This is a genomic window from Pseudoxanthomonas kalamensis DSM 18571 (genome assembly GCF_010211745.1).
Classification (GTDB): Bacteria; Pseudomonadota; Gammaproteobacteria; order Xanthomonadales; family Xanthomonadaceae; genus Pseudoxanthomonas_A; species Pseudoxanthomonas_A kalamensis.
Window position 1 is genome coordinate 258,781 of the sequence record NZ_PDWQ01000005.1, and the last position, 23,327, is coordinate 282,107.

The following is a 23,327-nucleotide window of genomic DNA, read 5'->3' on the forward strand; positions in this document are numbered from 1 at the left end:
GCACGAACCCCGGCCGGGCCGGGGTTCGCGGGAAACATCGTCGTGGCGTCGGCTTATTCGGCCGCCGCTTCCGGACGGTCGAGCAGTTCCACATAGGCCATCGGCGCATTGTCGCCGGCGCGGAAACCACACTTGAGGATGCGCAGGTAACCACCCGGACGCGACTGGTAGCGCGGACCCAGGGTGGTGAACAGGGTGCCGACCGCTTCCTTGTCGCGCAGGCGCGCGAAGGCCAGGCGGCGATTGGCCACGCCGTCGACCTTGGCCAGGGTGATCAGCGGCTCGGCGACGCGGCGCAGTTCCTTGGCCTTGGGCAGGGTGGTACGGATCAGCCCGTGCTTGAACAGCGACGAGGCCATGTTGCGGAACATCGCGTCGCGATGGGCGCTGGTGCGGTTGAACTTGCGTCCGGATTTCTGGTGGCGCATGGCTTGGATTCCTATGAATGTTGTAGCTGTTGGACTTCGCTGTCGCCATCCTGGCGGTGTAGGTGGACTGCGGGTGGTCCGAACCGGTCCTGTCCGTGGCCGGTGCGCCGCGGGCCTTCAGGCCCGTCGGACAATGGTGTTGCGATCGCTGCGGTACTGCACTTTCTGGAATGCCCGGCCCTTGCAGAAACGGGCATCCCGGATTTTCCGGCTCAGCCCATCATGCCGTGCTGGGAAACCCCCGCCGGCGGCCAGTTCTCCAGCTTCATGCCCAGGGACAGGCCGCGCTGGGCCAGCACTTCCTTGATCTCGGTCAGCGATTTCTTGCCCAGGTTCGGGGTCTTCAGCAGCTCGACTTCGGTCTTCTGGATTAGGTCGCCGATGTAGTAGATGCTCTCGGCCTTCAGGCAGTTGGCCGAACGCACGGTCAGCTCCAGGTCGTCGATCGGGCGCAGCAACACCGGATCCACGCCGTTGCTGGCCTGCTTCGGCGCGCCGCGGTCACGATGGGTGAAGTCGCCGAACACCGACAGCTGGTCGCTGAGGATGTCGGCGGCGGTGCGCACGGCTTCCTCGGCGTCGATGGTGCCGTTGGTCTCGATGTCCAGCACCAGCTTGTCCAGGTCGGTGCGCTGCTCGACGCGGGCCGATTCGACCGCGTAGGCGACGCGACGAACCGGCGAGAACGAGGCGTCCAGGACCAGACGGCCGATGGCGCGGGTTTCCTCGTCCGGACGACGGCGGCTGGAAGCCGGCTGGTAGCCCAGGCCGCGCTCGATCTTCAGGCGCAGGTTCAGCGAAGCGTCCTTGGTCAGGTGCGCGATCACGTGCTCGGGATTGAGGATTTCGACGTTGTGGTCGGTCTTGATGTCGCCGGCGGTGACCACGCCGGTGCCCTGCTTGTCCAGGCTCAGGGTGGCACTGTCGCCGCTGTGGATGCGGATGGCGACGTCTTTCAGGTTGAGCAGGACTTCAAGCACGTCTTCCTGCAGGCCTTCGATGGTGCTGTATTCGTGCAGCACGCCGTCGATCTCGACTTCGGTGATGGCGAAACCGGGGATCGAGGACAGCAGCACGCGGCGCAACGCGTTGCCCAGGGTATGGCCGTAGCCGCGTTCCAGCGGCTCGATCACGACCTTGGCGCGGTTGTCGGTAATGCGTTCGATTTGCGGGCCGCGGGGGCGCAGCACCTGCTGAGTGGTAACCGTCATGTAGCTTGGTCTCCTGCAAATCCCCGGACAGGCCGGGGACCCGTGGTGGGATTACTTCGAATACAACTCGACAATCAGCGCTTCGTTGATGTCGGTCGGCAGGTCGGCGCGGTCAGGCGCGGCCTTGAAGATGCCGGTGAACTTCTTCGCGTCCACTTCGACCCAGCCCGGGCACAGATCCAGCTGCTCGGCGATGGTCAGCGACTCCTGCACGCGCATCTGCTTTTGCGCCTTCTCGGACAGTGCGATCGAGTCGCCCGCCTTGACCTGGTAGGACGGCAGGTTGACCGGCTTGCCGTTGACCAGCACGCCGCGGTGCGAGACCAGCTGGCGGGCCGACGGACGGGTCACCGCAAAACCCATGCGGTAGACGACGTTGTCCAGACGGGTTTCCAGCAGCTGCAGCAGGTTCTCGCCGGTGTTGCCCTTCTTGGTCGAGGCCTTCTTGTAGTAGTTGCGGAACTGGCGCTCCAGCAGACCGTAGATGCGCTTGACCTTCTGCTTTTCGCGCAGCTGGTTGGCGTAGTCGGACAGCTTGCCGCGACGTGCGGTGGCGCCATGCTGGCCGGGCTTCTGCTCCAGCTTGCACTTGGAGTCCAGCGCACGCGCCGGGCTCTTGAGCGACAGGTCGGCGCCTTCGCGGCGCGCGAGCTTGCAGGTAGGACCGATATAACGAGCCATTTCTTATCGCCCCCTTAGACGCGACGCTTCTTCGGCGGACGGCACCCGTTGTGCGGGATCGGCGTCACGTCGATGATGTTGGTGATCTTGTAGCCGACGTTGTTCAGCGAACGCACGGCCGATTCGCGGCCCGGACCCGGGCCCTTGATGCGGACTTCCAGCGACTTCACGCCGTAGTCCAGCGCGGCGCGGCCGGCCTTTTCGGCAGCGACCTGCGCGGCGAACGGAGTCGACTTGCGCGATCCGCGGAAACCGGCACCGCCCGACGTGGCCCAGGACAAGGCATTGCCCTGGCGGTCGGTGATGGTGACGATGGTGTTGTTGAACGAAGCGTGGACGTGGGCGACGCCGTCGGTGACGACGCGCTTGATCTTCTTCTTCGTCTTGGCAGCTGCGGGCTTGGCCATGATTCTGGGTCCTTACTTCCTGATCGCCTTGCGCGGTCCCTTGCGGGTGCGGGCGTTGGTACGGGTACGCTGGCCGCGCAGCGGCAGGCCGCGACGATGGCGCAGGCCGCGATAGCAGCCCAGGTCCATCAGGCGCTTGATCGCCATGCCGACTTCGCGACGCAGGTCGCCTTCGACGATGTACTTGCCGACCTCGGCGCGCAGGCGCTCGACTTCCGGCTCGGACAGGTCGCGGATCTTGGTGGTTTCGGCCACGCCTGCGGCTACGCAGACCTGCCGGGACCGGGTACGGCCAATGCCGTAGATGCTCTGCAATCCCACCCAGACGTGCTTCTGGGCAGGCAGGTTGACACCTGCAATACGCGCCATGACGCGGCTCTCCAAATAACTGTGTTATGGCCCAACGGACCCGGCCCCCGGCTGGGGAGCGGATATTCGGGCGGAGTGAACTCTAAATTCTAACAAGATCCCGGGTTACATGGAAGCCGGGGGTGCCGAAGCCTCCCGACCCGGCATGGGGAGTGTGCCCATGCTCCGGCGCCGGAACCCGCCTGAACAGACCACCGGAACCCGGTGCTCTGCCCGCCCCGCGCTACTCTGGCGCGGAGACTGGCGGATTCGCACCCGCGCGCAGGATCGCCGCGCGGGCCGCCCAATGGCTCCCTCCGGCGCAATGCGGAGGGACTGCATCTGTGTTCGGCCCGATGGGCCCGGCCCTCCGGCCGTCCTGCTCCCCGGCCTCCTGCCGGGAGTCTTGCCATGGCGCCGGCCTCAGCGGCCGCGGCCGCTGCCCTTAAGGTTGGCCTTCTTCAGCAGGCTTTCGTACTGGTGCGACATCAGGTGCGCCTGGATCTGCGCGATGAAGTCCATCACCACCACCACCACGATCAGCAGCGAGGTGCCGCCGAAGTAGAACGAGGTATTGAGCTGGCTGCGCATCACTTCCGGCAGCAAGCATACCGCCACCAGGTACAGCGAGCCGACCGCGGTCAACCTGGTCAGCACACCGTCGATGTAGTCGGCGGTAGCCTTGCCGGGACGAATGCCCGGAATCAGCGCACCCGACTTCTTCAGGTTGTCGGCGGTTTCCTGCGAATTGAACACCAGCGCCGTGTAGAAGAACGCGAAACCGATGATCAGCGCCGCCAGCACGATCATGTGCAACGGCTGGCCCGGCGACAGCGCGTTGGAGATGCGCGGCAGCCAGGTGCTGGAGGTGGACTGGCCGGTCCACTGCGCAAGCGTGGCCGGGAAGGCCAGGATGCTGGAAGCGAAGATCGGCGGGATCACGCCGGCCATGTTCAGCTTCAGCGGCAGGAACGAGGTCTGGTTCATGTACGCGTTGCGACCGCCCTGGCGGCGCGCGTAGTTGACCGTGATCCGGCGCTGCCCACGCTCCATGAACACCACGAAATAGGTGAAGCCCAGCACCACGATGCCGATCAGGATCAGCGCGATCACGCTCATCGAACCATCGCGCACCGCGTTGAAGGTCTGGATGACCGCCGCCGGCAGGCCGGCCACGATGCCGGCGAAGATGATCAGCGACACGCCGTTGCCGACGCCGCGCTCGGTGACCTGCTCGCCCAGCCACATCAGGAAGATGGTGCCGGCGGTCAGCGCGACCACTGCGGTCAGCACGAAACCCAGGCCCGGTGCGTACACCACCGGCACCCCGCCGGGGGCCACCTGATTTTGCAGCGCCACGGCGATGCTTCCGCCCTGCACCACCGCCAGGATGACCGCGCCGATGCGCGAATACTGGGTGATCTTGCGGCGGCCGGATTCGCCTTCCTTCTGCAGCGCCTTCAGGCTGGGCAGGATGTACACCGCCATCTGCATCACGATCGACGCCGAGATGTACGGCATCACGTTCAGCGCAAACAGGCTGAAGCGGTGCAAGGCGCCGCCCGAGAACATGTTGAACATGTCCACGATGCCGCCGCCCTGCGCCTGCATCATCGCCAGCATGGCATCCGGATTGACACCGGGCACCGGAACGTAACAGCCGATGCGGTAGACGATCAGCGCACCGAGCACGAACAGCAGCCGCTGGCGCAGTTCGGTGAACTTGCCCAGACCGCTAGAGATGCCGCCCGCGTTGCCCAACGCCATGCCGTGATTACTCCTGCACGCTGCCGCCGGCCGCCTCGATGGCGGCCTTGGCGCCGGCGGTGGCCAGCAGCCCCTTCAGCACGAAGGCCTTGGTCAGTTCGCCCTTCTTGACCACCTTGGCGCGCTTGGCGGTGCTGGGCACCAGCTTGGCGGCACGCAGGGCGGCGAAGTCGATCTCGCCGGCCGCCAGCTTGTCCAGCTGATACAGCAGCACCTGGGCGGTATCGTCCTTCATCCGCGAACGGAAGCCGACCTTCGGCAGACGCTTGATCAGCGGCATCTGGCCGCCTTCGAACTTGGCCTTGATCTTGCCCTTGCCCGCGCGCGCGAACGAACCCTTGTGGCCACGACCTGCGGTCTTGCCCAGGCCGGAACCGATGCCGCGACCGACGCGGGTGCGCTCGGTGCGGGCGCCCTCGGCGGGCTTGAGAGTGTTGAGACGCATGATGATTACTCCTCGACCTTCACGAGGTAGTGAACCTTGGCGATCAGGCCGCGTACCTGCGGGCTGTCCTTCAGTTCACGCACATCGTTGAGCTTGTTCAGGCCCAGGGCCTTCACCGACAGGCGGTGACGCGACTGGGAACCCCGCAGGCCGCGCACCAGGCGCACCTTGACGGTCTTGTTGGACTCGTTAGCCATGGGTAAGTTCCTCCACCGACTTGCCGCGCTTGGCCGCGATGCGGGACGGCGAGTGCATTTCGGCCAGGCCGCGCATGGTGGCGCGCACCAAGTTGATCGGGTTGCGCGAACCGGTGGCCTTGGCCAGCACGTTCTTCACCCCGACCGCTTCCAGCACGGCGCGCATGGCGCCGCCGGCGATCACGCCGGTACCTTCGGAGGCCGGCTGCATGAACACCCGCGCCGCGCCGTGGCCGGACTTGACCGTGTGCCACAGGGTGCCGTTGTTCAGCTCGACATTGAGCATGCCCTTGCGGGCATATTCCATCGACTTCTGGATCGCGACCGGCACTTCGCGCGCCTTGCCGTAGCCGAAACCGATGCGGCCATTGCCGTCGCCCACCACCGTCAGCGCGGTGAAGGTGAACTGGCGACCACCCTTGACGGTCTTGCTGACGCGGTTGACCGCGATCAGCTTCTCGATCATGCCGTCGTCGATTTTCTCTTCGCGATTGCCGCGATCACGATCGCGGCCCCGCGGTGCACGTTCTTCTGCCATGGTTTCCTCTGCTTGAAATTTACGGCTCGCTGGCCGCTTATAGTTGTGGTTTGACTACTTGAGGTACTGCAAAAAATCAGAACTGCAGGCCGCCTTCGCGGGCGGCTTCGGCCAGCGCCTTGACGCGGCCGTGGTAGCGGTAGCCGGAACGGTCGAACGCGACCTGCTCCACGCCCGCGGCCTTGGCGCGCTCGGCGATGATCTTGCCGACGCGGGCGGCGGCTTCGACGTTCTTGCCGTTCTTCAGGCCGTCCTTGACGTCGGCCTGCAGGGTGTTGGCGGCGGCCAGCACACGAGTGCCGTCGGCGCTGAACACCTGCGCATACAGGTGCTGACCGGTACGCAGCACCGACAGGCGCGGCATGCCGAGGTCGCGGATGTGGGCGCGGGTCGACTTGGCGCGACGCAGGCGGGCATTGTTCTTGATGCTCATGATCTGTTTCCTCGGAAAGCGGATCGGCTTTTACGGGCAAGCCCGCATTACGCCTTCTTGGCTTCCTTGCGAATGATGGTCTCGTCGGAGTACTTCACGCCCTTGCCCTTGTAGGGCTCCGGCGGACGGAAGCTGCGGATCTTGGCCGCGACTTCGCCGACGCGCTGCTTGTCGGCGCCCTGGACCACGATCTCGGTCTGGGTGGGCGTGCTGATGGTGATGCCTTCAGGGGCCTGGAACAGCACCGGGTGGGAAAAACCCAGCGACAGGTTCAGGTCCTTGCCCTGCATGGCGGCGCGATAACCGACGCCGACCAGCTCGAGCTTGCGCTCGAAGCCTTCCGACACGCCCTTGACCATGTTGGCCAGGATCGCGCGGATGGTGCCGGTGATGGCCACGTTGCCTTCGCCCGCGGGCGACAGGTTGGCGGTGCCGTTCTCGACGTTGATTTCGACACCGGCCGGTTTGGCCAGGCTCAGCGTGCCCTTCGGGCCCTTGACGCTGATGGTATCGGCTTGCAGGTTCAGATCGACGCCCTTGGGCAGTGCGATCGGCTTCTTGGCGACGCGGGACATGTGTTGGCTCCTTCGCTTAGGCCACGAAGCACAGGACCTCGCCGCCGACGCCCTGATGGCGCGCCTGCGAATCGGTCATGATGCCCTTGGAGGTGGAAATAATGGCGATGCCCAGGCCGTTGAGCACCTTCGGCAGGTCGTCCTTGCCGCGGTACTGGCGCAGGCCCGAACGGGAAACACGCTTCAGCGTTTCGATGACCGGCTTGCCTTCGAAATACTTCAGCACGATTTCGAGCTCGGCCTTGTTGTTCTGCGTCTTGGTGACGCGCGAGTCGGCGATGTAGCCTTCGGCCTTCAGCACCCCGGCGATCGCCACCTTGGTGTTGGAGGACGGCATCTTCACCGTCGGCTTGCCGACCGCGGCCGCATTCTTGATGCGGACCAGCATGTCGGCGATGGGATCAGTCATGCTCATAGTCGATTACCTTTGAGTAGCACCGATATCCGCTTTCGCGAAAATCTTGGTTTGTAAACGGGTTACCAGCTGGCCTTGCGCAGGCCCGGCACGTCGCCGCGCATGGTCGCTTCGCGCAGCTTGTTGCGGCCCAGACCAAACTTGCGGTACACGGCGCGCGGACGCCCGGACAGCTCGCAACGGGTACGCTGGCGGCTGGGCGAGGAGTCACGCGGCAGCTTCTGCAGCTTGGTCGTGGCATCCATCTTTTCTTCGTACGAAGCGCTCTCGCTGGAGATGATCTTCTTCAGCGCGTCGCGCTTGGCGGCGTATTTCTTGGCGAGTTTGGCCCGCTTGACATCGCGGTTCACCATGGAGGACTTGGCCATCGGGATCTCCTGCGAATCAGTTGCGGAACGGGAACTTGAACGCTTCGAGCAGCGCCTTGGCCTCGGCGTCGGTCTTGGCGGTCGTGGTGATGGCGATATCCATGCCGCGGAGCGCATCGACCTGGTCGAAGTCGATTTCCGGGAAGATGATCTGCTCCTTCACGCCCATGTTGTAGTTGCCGCGGCCGTCGAACGAACGACCGGACACGCCACGGAAGTCGCGCACGCGCGGCAGCGCGATGCTGACCAGACGGTCCAGGAATTCGTAGGCGCGGGCGCGGCGCAAGGTGACCTTGCAGCCGATCGGCCAGCCGTCGCGGATCTTGAACGAAGCCACCGATACGCGGGACTTGGTCGTGATCGGCTTCTGGCCGCTGATCTTGGCCAGGTCGGCCACAGCGTTTTCCAGGATCTTCTTGTTGGCAGCCGCTTCACCGACACCCATGTTGATGGTGATCTTGGTGATCTTGGGCACCTGCATCGGATTGGTGTAGCCGAACTTCTTGGTCAGAGCCGGCACCACGTCTTCCTTGTAGATTTTTTCCAGACGAGTGGTCATTGCATGGTTCCTCAGGCGTCGATCGCCTCACCGCTGGAGCGGAACACACGCAGTTTGCGTCCATCCTCCAGCACCTTGAAACCAACGCGATCAGCCTTCCCGGATGCCGGGTTGAACAGGGCCACGTTGGAGATATGGATCGAAGCTTCGCGCTCGACCACGCCGCCGGCGATGCCCGCCTGCGGGTTCGGCTTGGTATGGCGCTTGACGACGTTGACGTTGGACACGACCACCCGGTCGCCGTCCACGTGCACCACGTCGCCCTTCTTGCCCTTGTCCTTGCCGGTGGTGACGACCACTTGGTCGCCCTTCTTGATACGGTTTGCCATGTCAGTTTCCTCCGCTCACAGCACTTCGGGCGCGAGCGAGACAATCTTCATGAACTTCTCGGAGCGAAGTTCACGGGTGACCGGCCCGAAGATGCGGGTGCCGATCGGTTCCTGCTTGTTGTTCAGCAGCACGGCGGCGTTGCCGTCGAAGCGGATCAGCGAGCCGTCCGGGCGACGCACGCCCTTGCGGGTACGCACGACCACGGCGTCGTAGACCTCGCCCTTCTTGACCTTGCCGCGCGGAATCGCGTCCTTGACCGTCACCTTGATGATGTCGCCGATCGCGGCGTAGCGGCGCTTGGAGCCGCCCAGCACCTTGATGCACATCATTTCCTTGGCGCCGGAGTTGTCGGCGGCTTCGAGGTAGCTTTGCACCTGAATCATGATTCCGGCCCCTTATTCAGCCGCGCGGGTGACGACTTCCACCACCCGCCAGTTCTTGGTCTTGGACATCGGCGCCGTTTCCACCACGCGCACCACATCGCCCTCGTTGCAGGCGTTGTCGGCATCGTGGGCGTGCAGCTTGGTCGAACGCTTGATGTACTTGCCGTACAGCGCGTGCTTGACCTGACGCTCCACCAACACGGTGACGGTCTTGTCCATCTTGTTGCTCACCACACGGCCTTCGACCGTGCGCTGTACCTTGTCTTTGTTATCGCTCATGTCGGCGTTCCTTACTGCTGGCTGCCAAGCAGGGTCTTCACGCGCGCGATCTCGCGGCGCACCCGGCGGGTTTCGTGGGTCTTCGCCAGCTGGCCGGTGGCCTTCTGCATGCGCAGGGAAAACTGTTCCTTGCGCAGTTCGAGCAGGTGGGCCTTCAGGTCGTCGGCCGACTTGCCGCGGAGTTCGTTGATGTTGGCCATTAGCGCACCGTCCGGGTCACGAAAGTTGTGGTCACCGACAGCTTGGCAGCGGCCAGGCGGAATGCCTCGCGCGCCACTTCCTCGCTGACGCCTTCGATCTCGTAGATCATCCGGCCCGGCTGGATCTGCGCGACCCAGAACTCGACGTTGCCCTTGCCGGAACCCATGCGGACTTCGATGGGCTTCTTGGTGATGGGCTTGTCCGGGAACACGCGGATCCACATCTTGCCGTTGCGCTTGACGTAGCGGCTGATCGAACGGCGCGCGGCCTCGATCTGACGCGCGGTCAGCTGGCCGTGCGCGGTCGCCTTCAGACCATACTCGCCGAAACTGACGGCGTTGCCGCTCCAGCTCAGGCCGTCGTTGCGGCCCTTGTGCATCTTGCGGAATTTGGTTCGCTTGGGTTGCAACATGACTGATTACCTCGAATCGCGCTCGCGGGCAGGACGCGAAGGACGCTCGCTGCGCTCGGGGCGCGCATCGTCCTGCTTCTCCTGGCCCACCTGGCTGAAGTCGAATACTTCGCCCTTGTAGATCCACACCTTGATACCGATGATGCCGTAGGTGGTCTTGGCTTCGGCAAAGCCGTAGTCGATGTCCGCACGCAGGGTATGCAGCGGCACCCGGCCTTCGCGGTACCACTCCGAACGGGCGATCTCGGCGCCGTTCAGGCGGCCGGCGACATTGACCTTGATGCCCAGACCGCCGAGGCGGATCGCGTTGCCGACCGCGCGCTTCATCGCGCGACGGAACATGATGCGGCGCTCCAGCTGCTGCGCGATCGACTCGGCCACCAGCTGCGCGTCAAGCTCGGGCTTGCGCACTTCGGTCACGTTGATGTGGGCCGGCACGCCCATCATCTCGCTGACTTCCTTGCGCAGCTTCTCGATGTCCTCGCCGCGCTTGCCGATCACCACGCCCGGGCGGGCGGTGTGCAGGGTCACGCGGGCGGTGTTGTTGGGACGCTCGATCAGGATCTTGCTGATGCCCGCCTGGGCCAGCTTCTTGCGCAGCATCTCGCGGACCTTGAGGTCGGCGGCCAAGAACCCGGCGTACTGCTTCTTGTTGGCGTACCACTTGGAGTTCCAGTCCTTGGCGATGCCCAGACGGATACCGGTGGGATGTACTTTGTGACCCATGCTTATTTGCCCTCGCCCACGACCACGGTGATGTGGCTGGTGCGCTTCAGAATGCGGGTGCCGCGGCCCTTGGCGCGGGCCATGAAACGCTTCAGCACCGGACCTTCGTCGACCATGATGGTCTTGACCTTCAGCTCGTCGACGTCGGCGCCCTGGTTGTTCTCGGCATTGGCGATCGCCGACTCGACCACTTTCTTGATCAGGTGGGCGGCCTTCTTGTCCGAGAACTTCAGCAGGTTGACGGCACGCTCGGCCGACAGCCCACGCACCTGGTCGGCGACCAGGCGAGCCTTCTGCGGGGAGATGCGCGCGGTGCGCAGGATGGCTTTCGCTTCCATGTTCATCTCCTTACTTCTTCCCGCCGGCTTTCTTGTCGCCACCGTGTCCCTTGAAGGTGCGGGTGACGGCGAATTCGCCGAGCTTGTGGCCGACCATGTTCTCGTTGACCAACACCGGGACGTGGTTCTTGCCATTGTGGATGGCGATAGTGAAACCCACCATTTCCGGCAGGATCATGGAGCGGCGCGACCAGGTCTTGATCGGCTTCTTGCTGGTGCCCGCAGTCTCCACCTTCTTGACCAGGTGGTGATCGACAAACGGGCCTTTCTTGAGTGAACGTGCCATGGTCGATTAGCCCCTACGATCGCGGACGATGAATTTCTGCGTGCGCTTGTTCTTGCGCGTCTTGTAACCCTTGGTCGGCACGCCCCACGGGGTGACCGGGTGCGGGTTGCCCTGGCCGGCCTTGGCCTCGCCACCGCCGTGCGGATGGTCGACCGGGTTCATGACCACGCCGCGTACGGTCGGGCGGATGCCGCGCCAGCGCTTGGCGCCGGCCTTGCCCAGCTTCTCCAGGCTGTGCTCGTCGTTGCCGACTTCGCCGATGGTGGCGCGGCACTCGGCCTGCACCTTGCGCATCTCGCCGGAACGCAGGCGCAGGGTGGCGAAACCCTGTTCGCGCGCGACCAGCTGCACCGAGGCGCCAGCGGCGCGGGCGATCTGGGCGCCCTTGCTGGGCTTCAGCTCGATGCCGTGAATCACGGTACCGACCGGGATGTTGCGCAGCGGCAGGGTGTTGCCGACCTTGATCGGCGCCTCGCTGCCCGCGATCACCTGGTCGCCGGCCTTCAAGCCCTTCGGCGCGATGATGTAGCGGCGCTCGCCATCGACATAGCACAGCAGCGCGATGTGCGCGGTGCGGTTGGGATCGTATTCGATCCGCTCCACGCGCGCCGGAATGCCTTCCTTGTCGCGCTTGAAGTCGACGATGCGGTAGTGCTGCTTGTGGCCACCGCCAACGTGACGAGTGGTGATGCGGCCGTGGTGGTTGCGACCACCGGACTTGCTCTGCTTCTCAAGCAGCGGAGCGTGCGGCGCACCCTTGTGCAGCTCGGGCGTCACCACACGGACCGCAGAGCGGCGACCGGGGGACGTGGGTTTGAATTTCATCAATGGCATGGGACTTACCTCAGGCCGTGGCCGATACGTCGATGGCCTGGCCATCGGTCAGACGCACATACGCCTTGCGCCAGTTGCCGCGACGGCCGATGGAGTTGCGGAAGGCCTTGCTCTTGCCTTTCACGTTGACCACATTGACCGACTCGACTTTGACGTCGAACAGCTGTTCCACCGCGGCCTTTACATCGGCCTTGGTGGCGGTGCTGGCCACTTCAAAGACGTACTGGTTGGTGACTTCCTGCAGGCGGGCGGTCTTTTCCGACACCCGCGGCGCACGAAGCACGCTGAAAATTTTCTCGTTGGCGCTCATACCAGCCACTCCTCGATCTTCTTGACCGCCTCGGTGGTGATGACGACCGTGTCGGCACCCACCAGCGAAGCCGGATCAAGACCCTGCACATCGCGCACTTCCACATACGGAAGGTTGCGGGCGGACAGGTACAGGTTGTCGGAAGCGTCCTCGGTGACGATCAGCGGACGCTGACCGACCTCCAGACCCTTCAGCTTGTCGGCCAGGGCGCTGGTCTTCGGCGCATCGACCGCGAACGCGTCGACCACCTTCAGGCGGCCCTGGCGGTTCAGCTCGGACAGGATCGTCGCCATCGCGGCGCGATACTGCTTGCGGTTGACCTTCTGGTCGAAGCTGCGCGGCTTGGCCGCGAAGGTGACGCCGCCGCCGACGAAGATCGGTGCGGTCAGGGCGCCGTGACGGGCGCCGCCACCCTTCTGCTTCTTCGACTTCTTGGTGGTGCCGTTGACTTCCGAACGCGTCTTCTGTGCCTTGGTGCCGGCACGGCTGGCGTTGCGGTACGCGACCACGACCTGATGAACCAGGTCCTGGCTGAATTCGCGGCCGAACACGGCGTCGGAGACCGACAAGGTGTTGGCGCTACCGGTGATGGTCAGTTCCATCCTCGTTCTCCTTATGCCTTGCTCGCCGGGCGGACGATCACGTCGCCGCCGGGGGCGCCCGGCACGGCGCCGCGCACGGCGATCAGGCCGCGCTCGACATCGACCCGGACCACTTCCAGGTTCTGCGTGCTCTGCGTCACCGCACCCATGTGGCCGGCCATCTTCTTGCCGGGGTACACGCGACCCGGGGTCTGGCGTTGGCCCAGCGAACCCGGCGCGCGATGCGACAGCGAGTTACCGTGGGTGGCGTCGCCCATCTTGAAGTTCCAGCGCTTGATCGTGCCCTGGAAGCCCTTGCCCTTGGTCACGCCCTGAACGTCGACCTTCTGGCCAACCTCGAAGATGTCGGCCTTGATTTCGCCGCCGACGGCAAAATCGCCCAGCTTGTCGGCTTCGACGCGCAGTTCCCACAGGCCGCGACCGGCTTCGACCTTGGCCTTGGCCAGGTGGCCCGCCTCGGGCTTGGTGACCAGGCTGGCGCGACGGCTGCCGACGGCGACCTGCACGGCGCTGTAGCCGTCGGACTCGGGAGTCTTCACCTGGGTGATGCGGTTCGGGGTGGCTTCGATCAGGGTCACCGGCACGGAACGGCCGTCGTCGGTGAACACCCGGCTCATGCCGGCCTTGCGGCCGACGATGCCCAACGAATATTTCTTCGCAGTCATGGTCGCAGGCCTCAGGTCAGCTTGATCTGCACGTCGACACCCGCCGCGAGTTCGAGCTTCATCAGCGCGTCCACGGTCTTGTCGTTGGGGTCGACGATGTCGAGCACGCGCTTGTGCGTGCGGGTTTCGTACTGGTCGCGCGCGTCCTTGTCGGCGTGCGGCGACACCAGAATGGTGTAGCGCTCGATCTTGGTCGGCAGCGGGATCGGGCCGCGCACCTGCGCGCCGGTCCGCTTGGCCGTTTCGACGATCTCGCTGGCCGAGCGGTCGATCAGACGGTGATCGAAAGCCTTGAGCCGGATCCGGATCTTTTGGTCCGCCATGACGGAATTCCTTCGTGATAAAGAGCGACGGGCGCGGCCTCTGGGATGCCTTGCCCCGGTGTGGTTCCAATGCCTAGCCCCCTGTGGCCGTCCGCGGATCGACTCCGGAGCGGCAGGGGATTCTTCCTGAAAAACGAGGCAGGCCGGTGAATCCGGCCCGCCCAGACAGAAAAGTATAGAACGCGTTATCGCCCCCGTCAACAACAGGGCGAGCCAAATGACGGCCGTGGCCGTCTCAGGCGTTCACGCGACTTCCCGGTCTGGCGAACACGAGGCGCTTCCTGCACCTCTTTTCGCGGTCATGGCCGACAGCCTCCCAGGACTGCCCGCCCGGCCCTTGCGGGCCCGGTCGCCTCCCCGCTTTCGCAAGGGAGGCGGCCATTCGGCCTGCGCCCGCGCCGCAGCGCGGACGCGCCGTTACGTCACTTGATGATTTTGGCCACCACGCCGGCGCCGACGGTCCGGCCACCTTCGCGAATCGCGAAGCGCAGACCCTCGTCCATCGCCACCGGGTTGATCAGCTGCACCACCATCTTCACGTTGTCGCCCGGCATCACCATCTCGGTGCCCTCCGGCAGCGTCACCGCGCCGGTGATGTCCGTCGTGCGGAAGTAGAACTGCGGACGGTAACCCTTGAAGAACGGCGTGTGACGGCCGCCCTCGTCCTTCGACAGTACGTACACCTCCGCCTCGAACTCGGTGTGCGGGGTGATCGTGCCCGGCTTGGCCAGCACCTGACCACGCTCCACTTCGTCACGCTTGGTGCCGCGCAGCAGCAGGCCGGCATTGTCGCCCGCCTGGCCCTGGTCCAGCAGCTTGCGGAACATCTCCACACCGGTCACCGTGGTCTTGGTGGTCGGACGAATACCCACGATCTCGATTTCGTCGCCCACCTTGATGATCCCGCGCTCGATGCGCCCGGTCACCACCGTACCGCGGCCCGAGATGCTGAACACGTCTTCCACCGGCATCAGGAACGGCTTGTCCACGGCGCGCTCCGGCGTCGGGATCCAGCTGTCCAGCGCGTCCACCAGCTGAATGATCGCCGGCACGCCGATCTCCGACTGGTCGCCTTCCAGCGCCTTCAGCGCCGAGCCCTTGATGATCGGGGTGTCGTCGCCCGGGAACTCGTACTTGCTCAGCAGTTCGCGGACTTCCATCTCCACCAGCTCCAGCAGCTCGGCGTCGTCCACCATGTCGGCCTTGTTCAGGAACACCACGATGTACGGCACGCCCACCTGGCGGGCCAGCAGGATGTGCTCGCGGGTCTGCGGCATCGGGCCGTCCGCGGCCGAGCACACCAGAATCGCGCCGTCCATCTGCGCCGCACCGGTGATCATGTTCTTCACGTAGTCGGCGTGGCCCGGGCAGTCCACGTGCGCGTAATGGCGCGTGTCCGATTCGTATTCCACGTGCGCGGTCGAAATCGTGATCCCGCGCGCCTTCTCTTCCGGCGCCGCGTCAATCGCGTCGTACGCCTTGAACTCGCCGCCAAAGCGTTCCGCGCCAATCTTCGTCAGCGCCGCCGTCAGCGTCGTCTTGCCGTGGTCCACGTGACCAATCGTGCCCACGTTCACGTGGGGCTTGGTGCGCTCAAACTTACCCTTTGCCATGGCTGCTACCTCTGTACTTTGATTCGGAATTGGGGAATCGGGAACCGGAGGCGGTCGCCCCCGGATCCCGGGGCGATCAGTTCTTCTTCATCACCGCTTCGGCGATGTTCGCCGGCGCTTCGGCGTAGTGGTCGAACTCCATCGAGAAGGTGGCGCGACCTTGCGACATCGAACGCAGGGTGGTGGCGTAACCGAACATCTCGCCCAGCGGCACCATCGCGTTGATCACCTTGCCGGACGGGCTGTCGTCCTGGCCCTGCAGGATGCCGCGACGGCGGCTGACGTCGCCCATCACGTCGCCCAGATAGTCTTCCGGGGTAACGATCTCGACCTTCATCATCGGCTCCAGCAGCACCGGACCGGCCTTGCCGAAAGCTTCCTTGAACGCCATCGAGCCGGCGACCTTGAACGCCATTTCGTTGGAGTCCACGTCGTGGAAGGAACCATCCACGGCGGTGATCTTGAGATCGACCACCGGGAACCCGGCCAGCGGGCCGGTGCGCATCGCTTCCTCGATACCCTTGCCCGCCGCCGCCACGTATTCCTTCGGCACCACGCCGCCGACGATCGCGCTCTCGTAGACGAAGCCGCCGCCACGATCCTGCGGTTCCATCTCGATGACGATATGGCCGTACTGGCCGCGACCACCGGACTGGCGAACGAACTTGCCTTCCTGCTTGACCTTGTTGCGGATGGTTTCGCGGTAGGCCACCTGCGGCTTGCCGACATTGGCCTCCACGTTGAACTCGCGCTTCATGCGGTCAACCAGGATTTCCAGGTGCAGCTCGCCCATGCCGGAAATGATGGTCTGCCCGGACTCCTCGTCGGTCCGCACGCGGAACGACGGGTCTTCCTGGGCCAGGCGACCCAGCGCCAGGCCCATCTTTTCCTGGTCGGACTTGGTCTTCGGCTCGACCGCCATCGAGATCACCGGATCCGGAAACACCATGCGCTCCAGGGTGATCACGTTGTCCTGCGCGCACAGGGTGTCGCCGGTGGTGACGTCCTTCAGGCCGACCGCCGCGGCGATGTCGCCGGCACGCACTTCCTTGATTTCTTCGCGGTTATTGGAGTGCATCTGCAGGATGCGGCCCACGCGCTCCTTCTTCAGCTTGACCGGGTTGTAGACCTGGTCGCCGGAAGCGAGTACACCGGAGTAGACGCGGAAGAAGGTCAGCGAGCCGACAAACGGATCGGTCATGATCTTGAACGCCAGCGCGGAGAACGGCTCGGAGTCGGCCGACTTGCGGGTCGCTTCCTTCTCGTTTTCGTCGACACCCTGCACCGGCGGCACGTCCACCGGCGACGGCAGCAACTGGATCACGCCGTCGAGCATGGCCTGCACGCCCTTGTTCTTGAACGCGCTGCCGCAGTAGACCGGGATGACCTCGGTCTTCAGGGTGCGGTCGCGCAGGCCGGCCAGGATGTCGGCCTCGCTCAGGTCGCCTTCGTTCAGGTACTTGTCCATCAGCTCTTCGCTGGCTTCGGCCGCGGCCTCGACCATGAAGCTGCGCGCCTCCGCAGACTTGTCGGCCAGTTCGGCGGGAATGTCGCGGTACTCGAACTTGGTGCCCTGCGAGGAGGGATCCCAGTGGATCGCCTTCATCTTGACCAGGTCGATCACGCCCTCGAAGCCGTCCTCGGCGCCGACCGGCACCTGCATCGGCACCGGGTACGCGCCCAGGCGCGACTTCAGCTGCTCGACGACCTTGTCGAAGTTGGCGCCGGTGCGGTCCATCTTGTTGACGAAGGCCAGACGCGGCACACGGTACTTGTTGGCCTGGCGCCACACGGTCTCGGACTGCGGCTGCACGCCGCCGACGGCGCACAGCACGAACACCGCGCCATCGAGCACGCGTAGCGAACGCTCAACCTCGATGGTGAAGTCGACGTGGCCGGGGGTGTCGATGATGTTGAAGCGGTGCTCCGGCATGGACTGGTCCATGCCCTTCCAGAAGGCCGTGGTGGCGGCCGAGGTGATGGTGATGCCGCGCTCCTGCTCCTGCTCCATCCAGTCCATCACGGCGGCGCCGTCGTGCACTTCACCGATCTTGTGGCTGACGCCGGTGTAGAACAGGATGCGCTCGGACGTGGTGGTCTTGCCCGCGTCGATGTGGGCCATGATGCCGAAGTTGCGGTAACGCTCGATGGGAGTAGTACGGGCCACGGTGGGTATCTCGGCTGTTGTCGCCGGGGCGCCGGAGCGCCGACGGCTGCGAGGAATGCTCGCGGTTTACATGGCCGAAGCCGCCTCGCGGCGGCCTTCGGTTCCGGTCCGCGACCTGTCGGCCGCGGGGCACCCTGAGGTGCTGTCGGCCCCCGTGGAAATCAAGGGGCCATCAGGTCACCAGCGATAGTGGGCGAACGCCTTGTTCGCCTCCGCCATGCGGTGGGTTTCTTCACGCTTCTTGATCGCGCCGCCGCGATTCTCGGAAGCATCCAGCAGCTCGGCCGCCAGCTTGCGCGGCATCGAATTCTCGCCGCGCTTGCGCGCCGACTCGATGACCCAGCGCATCGCCAGCGCGGTGCGGCGCGAGGCGCGGACTTCGACCGGCACCTGGTAGGTGGCGCCGCCGACGCGGCGCGACTTGACCTCGACGGTCGGAGAGACGTTGTCCAGCGCCTTCTCGACCAGCTCGAGGGCGTTGTCGTTCTTTTCGCCGATCACGTCCATGGCGCCGTAGACGATGGACTCGGCGACCGACTTCTTGCCGCTCAGCATCACCATGTTGATGAAGCGGGCGATGACCTGGCTGCCGTGCTTGGGATCGGGCAGGACGGTACGCTGGGGGGCGGAACCTTTACGCGACATGACTTATGTTTCCTTAGGCTTTCGGGCGCTTGGCGCCGTACTTCGAACGGGCCTGCTTGCGCTTGGCGACGCCGGCGGCGTCGAGCGAACCGCGCACGGTGTGGTAACGCACACCCGGCAGGTCCTTGACGCGGCCACCGCGGATCAGGACCACGGAGTGCTCCTGCAGGTTGTGCCCTTCGCCACCGATGTAGCTGATGACCTCTTCCTGGTTGGTCAGGCGCACCTTGGCCACCTTGCGCAGGGCCGAGTTCGGCTTCTTCGGGGTGGTGGTGTAGACGCGCGTGCACACGCCGCGACGCTGCGGGCACTTGTCCAGCGCCGGCGAGGCGCTCTTGTAGGTCGCGGCCTGGCGCGGCTTGCGAACCAGCTGGTTGATCGTTGCCATCTTTGTGCTTCTGTTTGGAAGGCAAGGCCGAGCGGCCCTGCGCGTGAAAACGACGGCAGGCCGTAAGCCGGCCTGCCGAGACAGGAGAGTATAGCTGGCAAGCGAAAACACGGTCAAGCAACGGTTTCCGCCAGCCCGGCCCTTCCCGGGCCCGAACACGAGGCGCGTCCTGCGCCTCATTTCGTCTTGCGATCCCGGCGGCCGTGGCCGCCGGGCTGGAACGACTTACTCGCCGGCGCCAGTCTCAGCCTCGGCCGAGACTTCGGCATCCGCCACCGGTTCGCTGGTGGCGGGTCCGGCCAGCGCCTCGACCTCGGCCTCGGTCAGGCCGGAAGCATTGCGACGGCGCTGGTTGTGATACGCCAGTCCGGTACCGGCCGGGATCAGGCGGCCAACGATCACGTTCTCCTTCAGCCCGCGCAGGTTGTCGCGGGTACCGCGGACGGCCGCCTCGGTCAGCACGCGGGTGGTCTCCTGGAACGAGGCCGCGGAAATGAACGACTCGGTCGCCAGCGAAGCCTTGGTGATGCCCAGCAGGACCGGGGCGTAGCCGGCCGGCAATTCGTTGCGGCCGACCAGCTTGGCGTTTTCCTCGATCAGGCGCTGCTTCTCGACCTGCTCGCCGGCCAGGAACTTGCTGTTGCCGGCGTCGGTGATCTCGACCTTGCGCAGCATCTGCCGGGTGATGACCTCGATGTGCTTGTCGTTGATCTTCACGCCCTGCAGGCGGTACACGTCCTGGATTTCCTTGACCAGATAGGCCGCCAGCGGTTCCACGCCCAGCAGGCGCAGGATGTCCTGCGGGCTCGGCTCGCCATCGACCACGGTTTCGCCCTTGGTCACGTGCTCGCCTTCGAACACGGTGATGGCCCGGTACTTCGGGATCAGCTCCTCGTGCTCGTTGCCTTCCGGATCCTTGATGATCAGGCGCTGCTTGCCCTTGGTGTCCTTGCCGAAGCTGACCACGCCGGAGCGCTCGGCCAGCACCGCCGGGTCCTTCGGCTTGCGCGCCTCGAACAGGTCGGCCACGCGCGGCAGACCGCCGGTGATGTCACGGGTCTTGGACGCCTCCTGCGGGATCTTGGCGACCACGTCGCCCACGCCGACCGGCGCGCCGTCCTGCAGGTTCACGATCGAGCGCGGCGGCAGCAGGTACTGCGCCGGCAGGTCGGTGCCCGGGATGTTGAGGTCGTTGCCGGCCTTGTCGACGATGCGCACGATCGGGCGCAGGTCCTTGGCCTGCGAGCCGCGACGCTTCGGATCGGTGATCTCGCGCGAAGCCAGGCCGGTCAGCTCGTCGGTCTTCTCGATGACGGTGACGCCGTCGACAAAATCGACGAAGCGGATGAAGCCCGCCACTTCCGACACGATCGGGTGGTTGTGCGGATCCCAGTTGGCCACGGTCTGGCCGGCCTTGACCGCGTCGCCGTCGTTGGCGGAAATGGTGGCGCCGTACGGCAGCTTGTAGCGCTCGCGCTCGCGGCCGTGGCTGTCCAGCACCGAGACCTCGCCCGAGCGCGATACCGCGACCAGGGTGCCCTGGGCGTGCTCGACCGACTTCAGGTTGTTGAACTTGACCGTACCGGTGGTCTTGACGGTGACGTTGTCGACCGCCGCCGCACGCGAAGCCGCGCCGCCGATATGGAAGGTACGCATGGTCAGCTGGGTGCCCGGCTCGCCGATCGACTGCGCGGCGATCACGCCGACCGCCTCGCCGATGTTGACCAGATGACCGCGGGCCAGATCACGGCCGTAGCAGTGCGCGCAGACGCCGAACTGCGATTCGCAGGTGATGGTGGAACGCACCTTCACCGACTGCACGCCGGCATCTTCCAGCTTCTGCACCCATGCCTCGTCCAGCAGGGTGTTGCGGGTGACGATGGGATCCTCGTCGTCGCCGGGCAGGAACACGTCCTCGGACACGATCCGCCCCAGCACCCGGTCCTTCAGCGGCTCGACCACGTCGCCGCCTTCGACGATCGGGGTCATGGTCAGCCCCTCGCGGGTGCCGCAGTCGTTCTCGGTGATCACCACGTCCTGCGCCACGTCGACCAGGCGACGGGTCAGGTAACCGGAGTTGGCGGTCTTCAGCGCGGTATCGGCCAGGCCCTTGCGCGCGCCGTGGGTGGAGTTGAAGTACTCCTGCACGTTCAGGCCTTCGCGGAAGTTGGCCTTGATCGGGGTCTCGATGATCGAACCGTCCGGGCGCGCCATCAGGCCGCGCATGCCGGCCAACTGGCGGATCTGTGCCTGCGAACCGCGGGCGCCCGAGTCGGCCATGATGTACAGCGAGTTCATCGACTTCTGGGCGACGGTCTCGCCCTTGGCGTTGTCCACCTTGTCGGTGCCGATCGCGTCCATCATCGCCTTGGCGATGCGCTCGTTGGTACGCGACCAGATGTCGACCACCTTGTTGTAGCGCTCGCCGCCGGTGACCAGGCCGCTCTGGTACTGCTCCTGGATCTCCAGCACTTCCTGTTCGGCTTCGCCCAGGATGTCCTTCTTCTCCGGCGGGATCAGCATGTCGTCGATGCCGATCGAGACGCCGGCGCGGGTCGCGTAGGCGAAGCCGGTGTACATCAGCTTGTCGGCGAACACCACGGTGTCCTTCAGCCCCAGCATGCGGTAGCTGGAGTTGATCAGGCGGCTGATGTTCTTCTTGGTCAGCTCGGTGTTGGCCAGCTCGAACGGCAGCCCTTCCGGCAGGATCTCGGCCAGCAGCGCACGGCCGATCGTGGTGTCGATGATCGAGGCCTTCTTCTGCTTGTTGCCGTCATCGTCGGTCACCGTCTCGGTGATGCGCACCTTGACCTTGGCGTGCAGCTCGACCGCACGGTTGTCGTAGGCACGCTTGACCTCGGCGATGTTGGCGAACGCCATGCCCTCGCCCTTCTTGTTCTCCAGCGCGCGGGTCATGTAGTACAGACCCAGCACCACGTCCTGCGACGGCACGATGATCGGCTCGCCGTTGGCCGGCGACAGGATGTTGTTGGAGGACATCATCAGCGCACGCGCTTCCAGCTGCGCTTCCAGCGACAGCGGCACGTGCACGGCCATCTGGTCACCGTCGAAGTCGGCGTTGAAGGCGGTACAGACCAGCGGGTGCAGCTGGATCGCCTTGCCTTCGATCAGCACCGGCTCGAACGCCTGGATGCCCAGGCGGTGCAGGGTCGGCGCGCGGTTCAGCAACACTGGATGCTCGCGGATGACTTCTTCCAGGATGTCCCAGACCTCGCCTTCCTCGCGCTCGACCAGCTTCTTGGCCGCCTTGATGGTGGTGGCCAGGCCGCGACGCTGCAGCTTGGCAAACACGAACGGCTTGAACAGCTCCAGCGCCATCTTCTTCGGCAGGCCGCACTCGTGCAGGCGCAGGGTCGGACCGACCACGATCACCGAACGGCCCGAGTAGTCGACGCGCTTGCCTAGCAGGTTCTGGCGGAAGCGGCCCTGCTTGCCCTTGATCATGTCGGCCAGCGACTTCAGCGGGCGCTTGTTGGTGCCGGTGATGGCGCGGCCGCGACGGCCGTTGTCCATCAGCGCATCGACCGATTCCTGCAGCATGCGCTTCTCGTTGCGCACGATGATGTCGGGCGCGTTCAGCTCAAGCAGGCGACGCAGACGGTTGTTGCGGTTGATGACGCGGCGGTACAGGTCGTTCAGATCCGAGGTCGCGAAGCGGCCGCCGTCCAGCGGCACCAGCGGACGCAGATCCGGCGGCAGCACCGGCAGCACGGTCATGATCATCCATTCCGGACGGTTGCCCGACTCCAGGAAGGCTTCGACCAGCTTGATCCGCTTGGTCAGGCGCTTGAGCTTGGTCTCGGAACCGGTGCTGGCGATCTCCTCGCGCAGGTTGACCATCTCCGATTGCAGGTCGATGGTGCGCAGCAGGTCGTAGACCGCCTCGGCGCCCATCGCCGCTTCGAAGTCCTCGCCGTGCTCCTGGCGCGCCTGCAGGTACTGCTCTTCGGTCAGCAGCTGGCGGCGCTCGAGCGGGGTCAGGCCCGGTTCGGTGACCACGAAGGCTTCGAAGTACAGCACGCGCTCGATGTCGCGCAGGGTCATGTCCAGCATCAGGCCGATGCGCGAGGGCAGCGACTTCAGGAACCAGATGTGCGCGACCGGGCTGGCCAGGTCGATGTGGCCCATGCGCTCGCGGCGCACCTTGGCCAGAGTCACCTCGGTGCCGCACTTCTCGCAGACCACGCCGCGGTGCTTCATGCGCTTGTACTTGCCGCACAGGCACTCGTAGTCCTTGGTCGGGCCGAAGATGGCGGCGCAGAACAGGCCGTCGCGCTCGGGCTTGAAAGTGCGGTAGTTGATGGTTTCCGGCTTCTTCACTTCGCCAAAGGACCACGAGCGCACCAGGTCGGGCGAAGCCAGCGCGATCTTGATCGCGTCGAAATCGAGCGTCGGGCGCTGCTGGTTGAACAGGTTGAGCAGATCTTTCATT

Annotated in this window: 32 protein-coding genes; all 32 read right to left on the minus strand. The window is 65.1% G+C overall.

Features of this window, described 5'->3' with window-relative positions; translation table 11 throughout:
• Window positions 1-53: 53 nt before the first annotated feature.
• The gene (gene rplQ, locus CSC70_RS11685; RefSeq protein ID WP_162456800.1) at window positions 54-428 is read right to left on the minus strand and encodes a 50S ribosomal protein L17; all 375 of its coding nucleotides are present in this window, start codon (window positions 426-428) and stop codon (window positions 54-56) included.
• Between the two features lie 212 nt (window positions 429-640).
• Window positions 641-1,639: a DNA-directed RNA polymerase subunit alpha gene (locus tag CSC70_RS11690; RefSeq protein WP_162456801.1), complete on the minus strand. Its 999-nt coding sequence runs from the start codon at window positions 1,637-1,639 to the stop codon at window positions 641-643.
• Between the two features lie 51 nt (window positions 1,640-1,690).
• Entirely contained in the window at window positions 1,691-2,320 is a 630-nt protein-coding gene (rpsD, locus tag CSC70_RS11695; protein ID WP_162456802.1) for a 30S ribosomal protein S4, read from the minus strand.
• Between the two features lie 14 nt (window positions 2,321-2,334).
• The gene (rpsK, locus tag CSC70_RS11700) at window positions 2,335-2,727 is read right to left on the minus strand and encodes a 30S ribosomal protein S11 (RefSeq protein ID WP_003470632.1); all 393 of its coding nucleotides are present in this window, start codon (window positions 2,725-2,727) and stop codon (window positions 2,335-2,337) included.
• Window positions 2,728-2,739: 12 nt separating this feature from the next.
• Entirely contained in the window at window positions 2,740-3,096 is a 357-nt protein-coding gene (gene rpsM / locus CSC70_RS11705) for a 30S ribosomal protein S13 (protein WP_162456803.1), read from the minus strand.
• A 402-nt stretch (window positions 3,097-3,498) separates the two neighbouring features.
• On the minus strand, window positions 3,499-4,842 hold the full coding sequence (secY, locus tag CSC70_RS11710) for a preprotein translocase subunit SecY (protein WP_162456804.1): 1,344 nt from the start codon (window positions 4,840-4,842) through the stop codon (window positions 3,499-3,501).
• 7 nt (window positions 4,843-4,849) lie between these two features.
• Window positions 4,850-5,293, minus strand: coding sequence for a 50S ribosomal protein L15 (rplO, locus tag CSC70_RS11715; RefSeq protein ID WP_162456865.1), 444 nt, complete (start codon window positions 5,291-5,293; stop codon window positions 4,850-4,852).
• Window positions 5,293-5,484, minus strand: a complete 192-nt coding sequence (rpmD, locus tag CSC70_RS11720; RefSeq protein WP_055941302.1) for a 50S ribosomal protein L30 — start codon at window positions 5,482-5,484, stop codon at window positions 5,293-5,295. The genes rplO and rpmD overlap by 1 nt, the downstream gene beginning before the upstream one ends.
• Window positions 5,477-6,022, minus strand: coding sequence for a 30S ribosomal protein S5 (gene rpsE, locus CSC70_RS11725; RefSeq protein ID WP_162456805.1), 546 nt, complete (start codon window positions 6,020-6,022; stop codon window positions 5,477-5,479). The genes rpmD and rpsE overlap by 8 nt, the downstream gene beginning before the upstream one ends.
• 76 nt (window positions 6,023-6,098) lie before the next feature.
• Window positions 6,099-6,455, minus strand: coding sequence for a 50S ribosomal protein L18 (rplR, locus tag CSC70_RS11730; protein WP_162456806.1), 357 nt, complete (start codon window positions 6,453-6,455; stop codon window positions 6,099-6,101).
• Window positions 6,456-6,502: 47 nt separating this feature from the next.
• On the minus strand, window positions 6,503-7,030 hold the full coding sequence (rplF, locus tag CSC70_RS11735; protein ID WP_162456807.1) for a 50S ribosomal protein L6: 528 nt from the start codon (window positions 7,028-7,030) through the stop codon (window positions 6,503-6,505).
• Between the two features lie 16 nt (window positions 7,031-7,046).
• Window positions 7,047-7,445, minus strand: a complete 399-nt coding sequence (gene rpsH, locus CSC70_RS11740) for a 30S ribosomal protein S8 (protein WP_162456808.1) — start codon at window positions 7,443-7,445, stop codon at window positions 7,047-7,049.
• A gap of 62 nt (window positions 7,446-7,507) precedes the next feature.
• Entirely contained in the window at window positions 7,508-7,813 is a 306-nt protein-coding gene (gene rpsN, locus CSC70_RS11745) for a 30S ribosomal protein S14 (protein WP_162456809.1), read from the minus strand.
• A gap of 16 nt (window positions 7,814-7,829) precedes the next feature.
• Entirely contained in the window at window positions 7,830-8,372 is a 543-nt protein-coding gene (gene rplE / locus CSC70_RS11750) for a 50S ribosomal protein L5 (RefSeq protein ID WP_162456810.1), read from the minus strand.
• Window positions 8,373-8,383: 11 nt separating this feature from the next.
• The gene (gene rplX, locus CSC70_RS11755; RefSeq protein WP_162456811.1) at window positions 8,384-8,701 is read right to left on the minus strand and encodes a 50S ribosomal protein L24; all 318 of its coding nucleotides are present in this window, start codon (window positions 8,699-8,701) and stop codon (window positions 8,384-8,386) included.
• 15 nt (window positions 8,702-8,716) lie between these two features.
• The gene (gene rplN, locus CSC70_RS11760) at window positions 8,717-9,085 is read right to left on the minus strand and encodes a 50S ribosomal protein L14 (RefSeq protein ID WP_162456812.1); all 369 of its coding nucleotides are present in this window, start codon (window positions 9,083-9,085) and stop codon (window positions 8,717-8,719) included.
• A gap of 12 nt (window positions 9,086-9,097) precedes the next feature.
• Window positions 9,098-9,364: a 30S ribosomal protein S17 gene (gene rpsQ, locus CSC70_RS11765; protein ID WP_162456813.1), complete on the minus strand. Its 267-nt coding sequence runs from the start codon at window positions 9,362-9,364 to the stop codon at window positions 9,098-9,100.
• A gap of 11 nt (window positions 9,365-9,375) precedes the next feature.
• A complete protein-coding gene (rpmC, locus tag CSC70_RS11770; RefSeq protein ID WP_162456814.1) occupies window positions 9,376-9,564 on the minus strand; it encodes a 50S ribosomal protein L29 in 189 nt (62 codons plus the stop codon).
• Window positions 9,564-9,977 (minus strand): 50S ribosomal protein L16, encoded by a 414-nt coding sequence (rplP, locus tag CSC70_RS11775; protein WP_162456815.1) that lies wholly within the window; start codon window positions 9,975-9,977, stop codon window positions 9,564-9,566. Before rplP ends, rpmC begins: the two co-directional genes overlap by 1 nt.
• A 6-nt stretch (window positions 9,978-9,983) precedes the next feature.
• A complete protein-coding gene (rpsC, locus tag CSC70_RS11780) occupies window positions 9,984-10,703 on the minus strand; it encodes a 30S ribosomal protein S3 (RefSeq protein ID WP_162456816.1) in 720 nt (239 codons plus the stop codon).
• 2 nt (window positions 10,704-10,705) lie between these two features.
• Window positions 10,706-11,041, minus strand: a complete 336-nt coding sequence (gene rplV, locus CSC70_RS11785) for a 50S ribosomal protein L22 (protein WP_079724420.1) — start codon at window positions 11,039-11,041, stop codon at window positions 10,706-10,708.
• 10 nt (window positions 11,042-11,051) lie between these two features.
• On the minus strand, window positions 11,052-11,327 hold the full coding sequence (rpsS, locus tag CSC70_RS11790) for a 30S ribosomal protein S19 (RefSeq protein WP_162456817.1): 276 nt from the start codon (window positions 11,325-11,327) through the stop codon (window positions 11,052-11,054).
• 6 nt (window positions 11,328-11,333) lie between these two features.
• A complete protein-coding gene (gene rplB / locus CSC70_RS11795; protein WP_162456818.1) occupies window positions 11,334-12,161 on the minus strand; it encodes a 50S ribosomal protein L2 in 828 nt (275 codons plus the stop codon).
• A gap of 10 nt (window positions 12,162-12,171) precedes the next feature.
• Window positions 12,172-12,471, minus strand: a complete 300-nt coding sequence (gene rplW, locus CSC70_RS11800) for a 50S ribosomal protein L23 (RefSeq protein WP_162456819.1) — start codon at window positions 12,469-12,471, stop codon at window positions 12,172-12,174.
• Entirely contained in the window at window positions 12,468-13,073 is a 606-nt protein-coding gene (gene rplD / locus CSC70_RS11805; RefSeq protein ID WP_162456820.1) for a 50S ribosomal protein L4, read from the minus strand. Before rplD ends, rplW begins: the two co-directional genes overlap by 4 nt.
• 11 nt (window positions 13,074-13,084) lie before the next feature.
• Window positions 13,085-13,738 carry a 50S ribosomal protein L3 gene (gene rplC / locus CSC70_RS11810; RefSeq protein WP_162456821.1) on the minus strand — a complete coding sequence of 218 codons (654 nt, stop codon included), beginning with the start codon at window positions 13,736-13,738 and terminating at the stop codon, window positions 13,085-13,087.
• 11 nt (window positions 13,739-13,749) lie between these two features.
• Window positions 13,750-14,061, minus strand: coding sequence for a 30S ribosomal protein S10 (gene rpsJ, locus CSC70_RS11815; RefSeq protein ID WP_011036122.1), 312 nt, complete (start codon window positions 14,059-14,061; stop codon window positions 13,750-13,752).
• A gap of 422 nt (window positions 14,062-14,483) precedes the next feature.
• Complete coding sequence (tuf, locus tag CSC70_RS11820) at window positions 14,484-15,674, minus strand: elongation factor Tu (RefSeq protein ID WP_162456822.1); 1,191 nt, start codon at window positions 15,672-15,674, stop codon at window positions 14,484-14,486.
• A gap of 76 nt (window positions 15,675-15,750) precedes the next feature.
• Window positions 15,751-17,841 (minus strand): elongation factor G, encoded by a 2,091-nt coding sequence (fusA, locus tag CSC70_RS11825; RefSeq protein WP_162456823.1) that lies wholly within the window; start codon window positions 17,839-17,841, stop codon window positions 15,751-15,753.
• Between the two features lie 177 nt (window positions 17,842-18,018).
• On the minus strand, window positions 18,019-18,486 hold the full coding sequence (gene rpsG / locus CSC70_RS11830; RefSeq protein WP_162456824.1) for a 30S ribosomal protein S7: 468 nt from the start codon (window positions 18,484-18,486) through the stop codon (window positions 18,019-18,021).
• Window positions 18,487-18,499: 13 nt separating this feature from the next.
• Window positions 18,500-18,874 (minus strand): 30S ribosomal protein S12, encoded by a 375-nt coding sequence (gene rpsL, locus CSC70_RS11835; RefSeq protein WP_162456825.1) that lies wholly within the window; start codon window positions 18,872-18,874, stop codon window positions 18,500-18,502.
• Between the two features lie 225 nt (window positions 18,875-19,099).
• A complete protein-coding gene (gene rpoC, locus CSC70_RS11840; protein ID WP_162456826.1) occupies window positions 19,100-23,326 on the minus strand; it encodes a DNA-directed RNA polymerase subunit beta' in 4,227 nt (1,408 codons plus the stop codon).
• Window position 23,327: the final 1 nt, after the last annotated feature.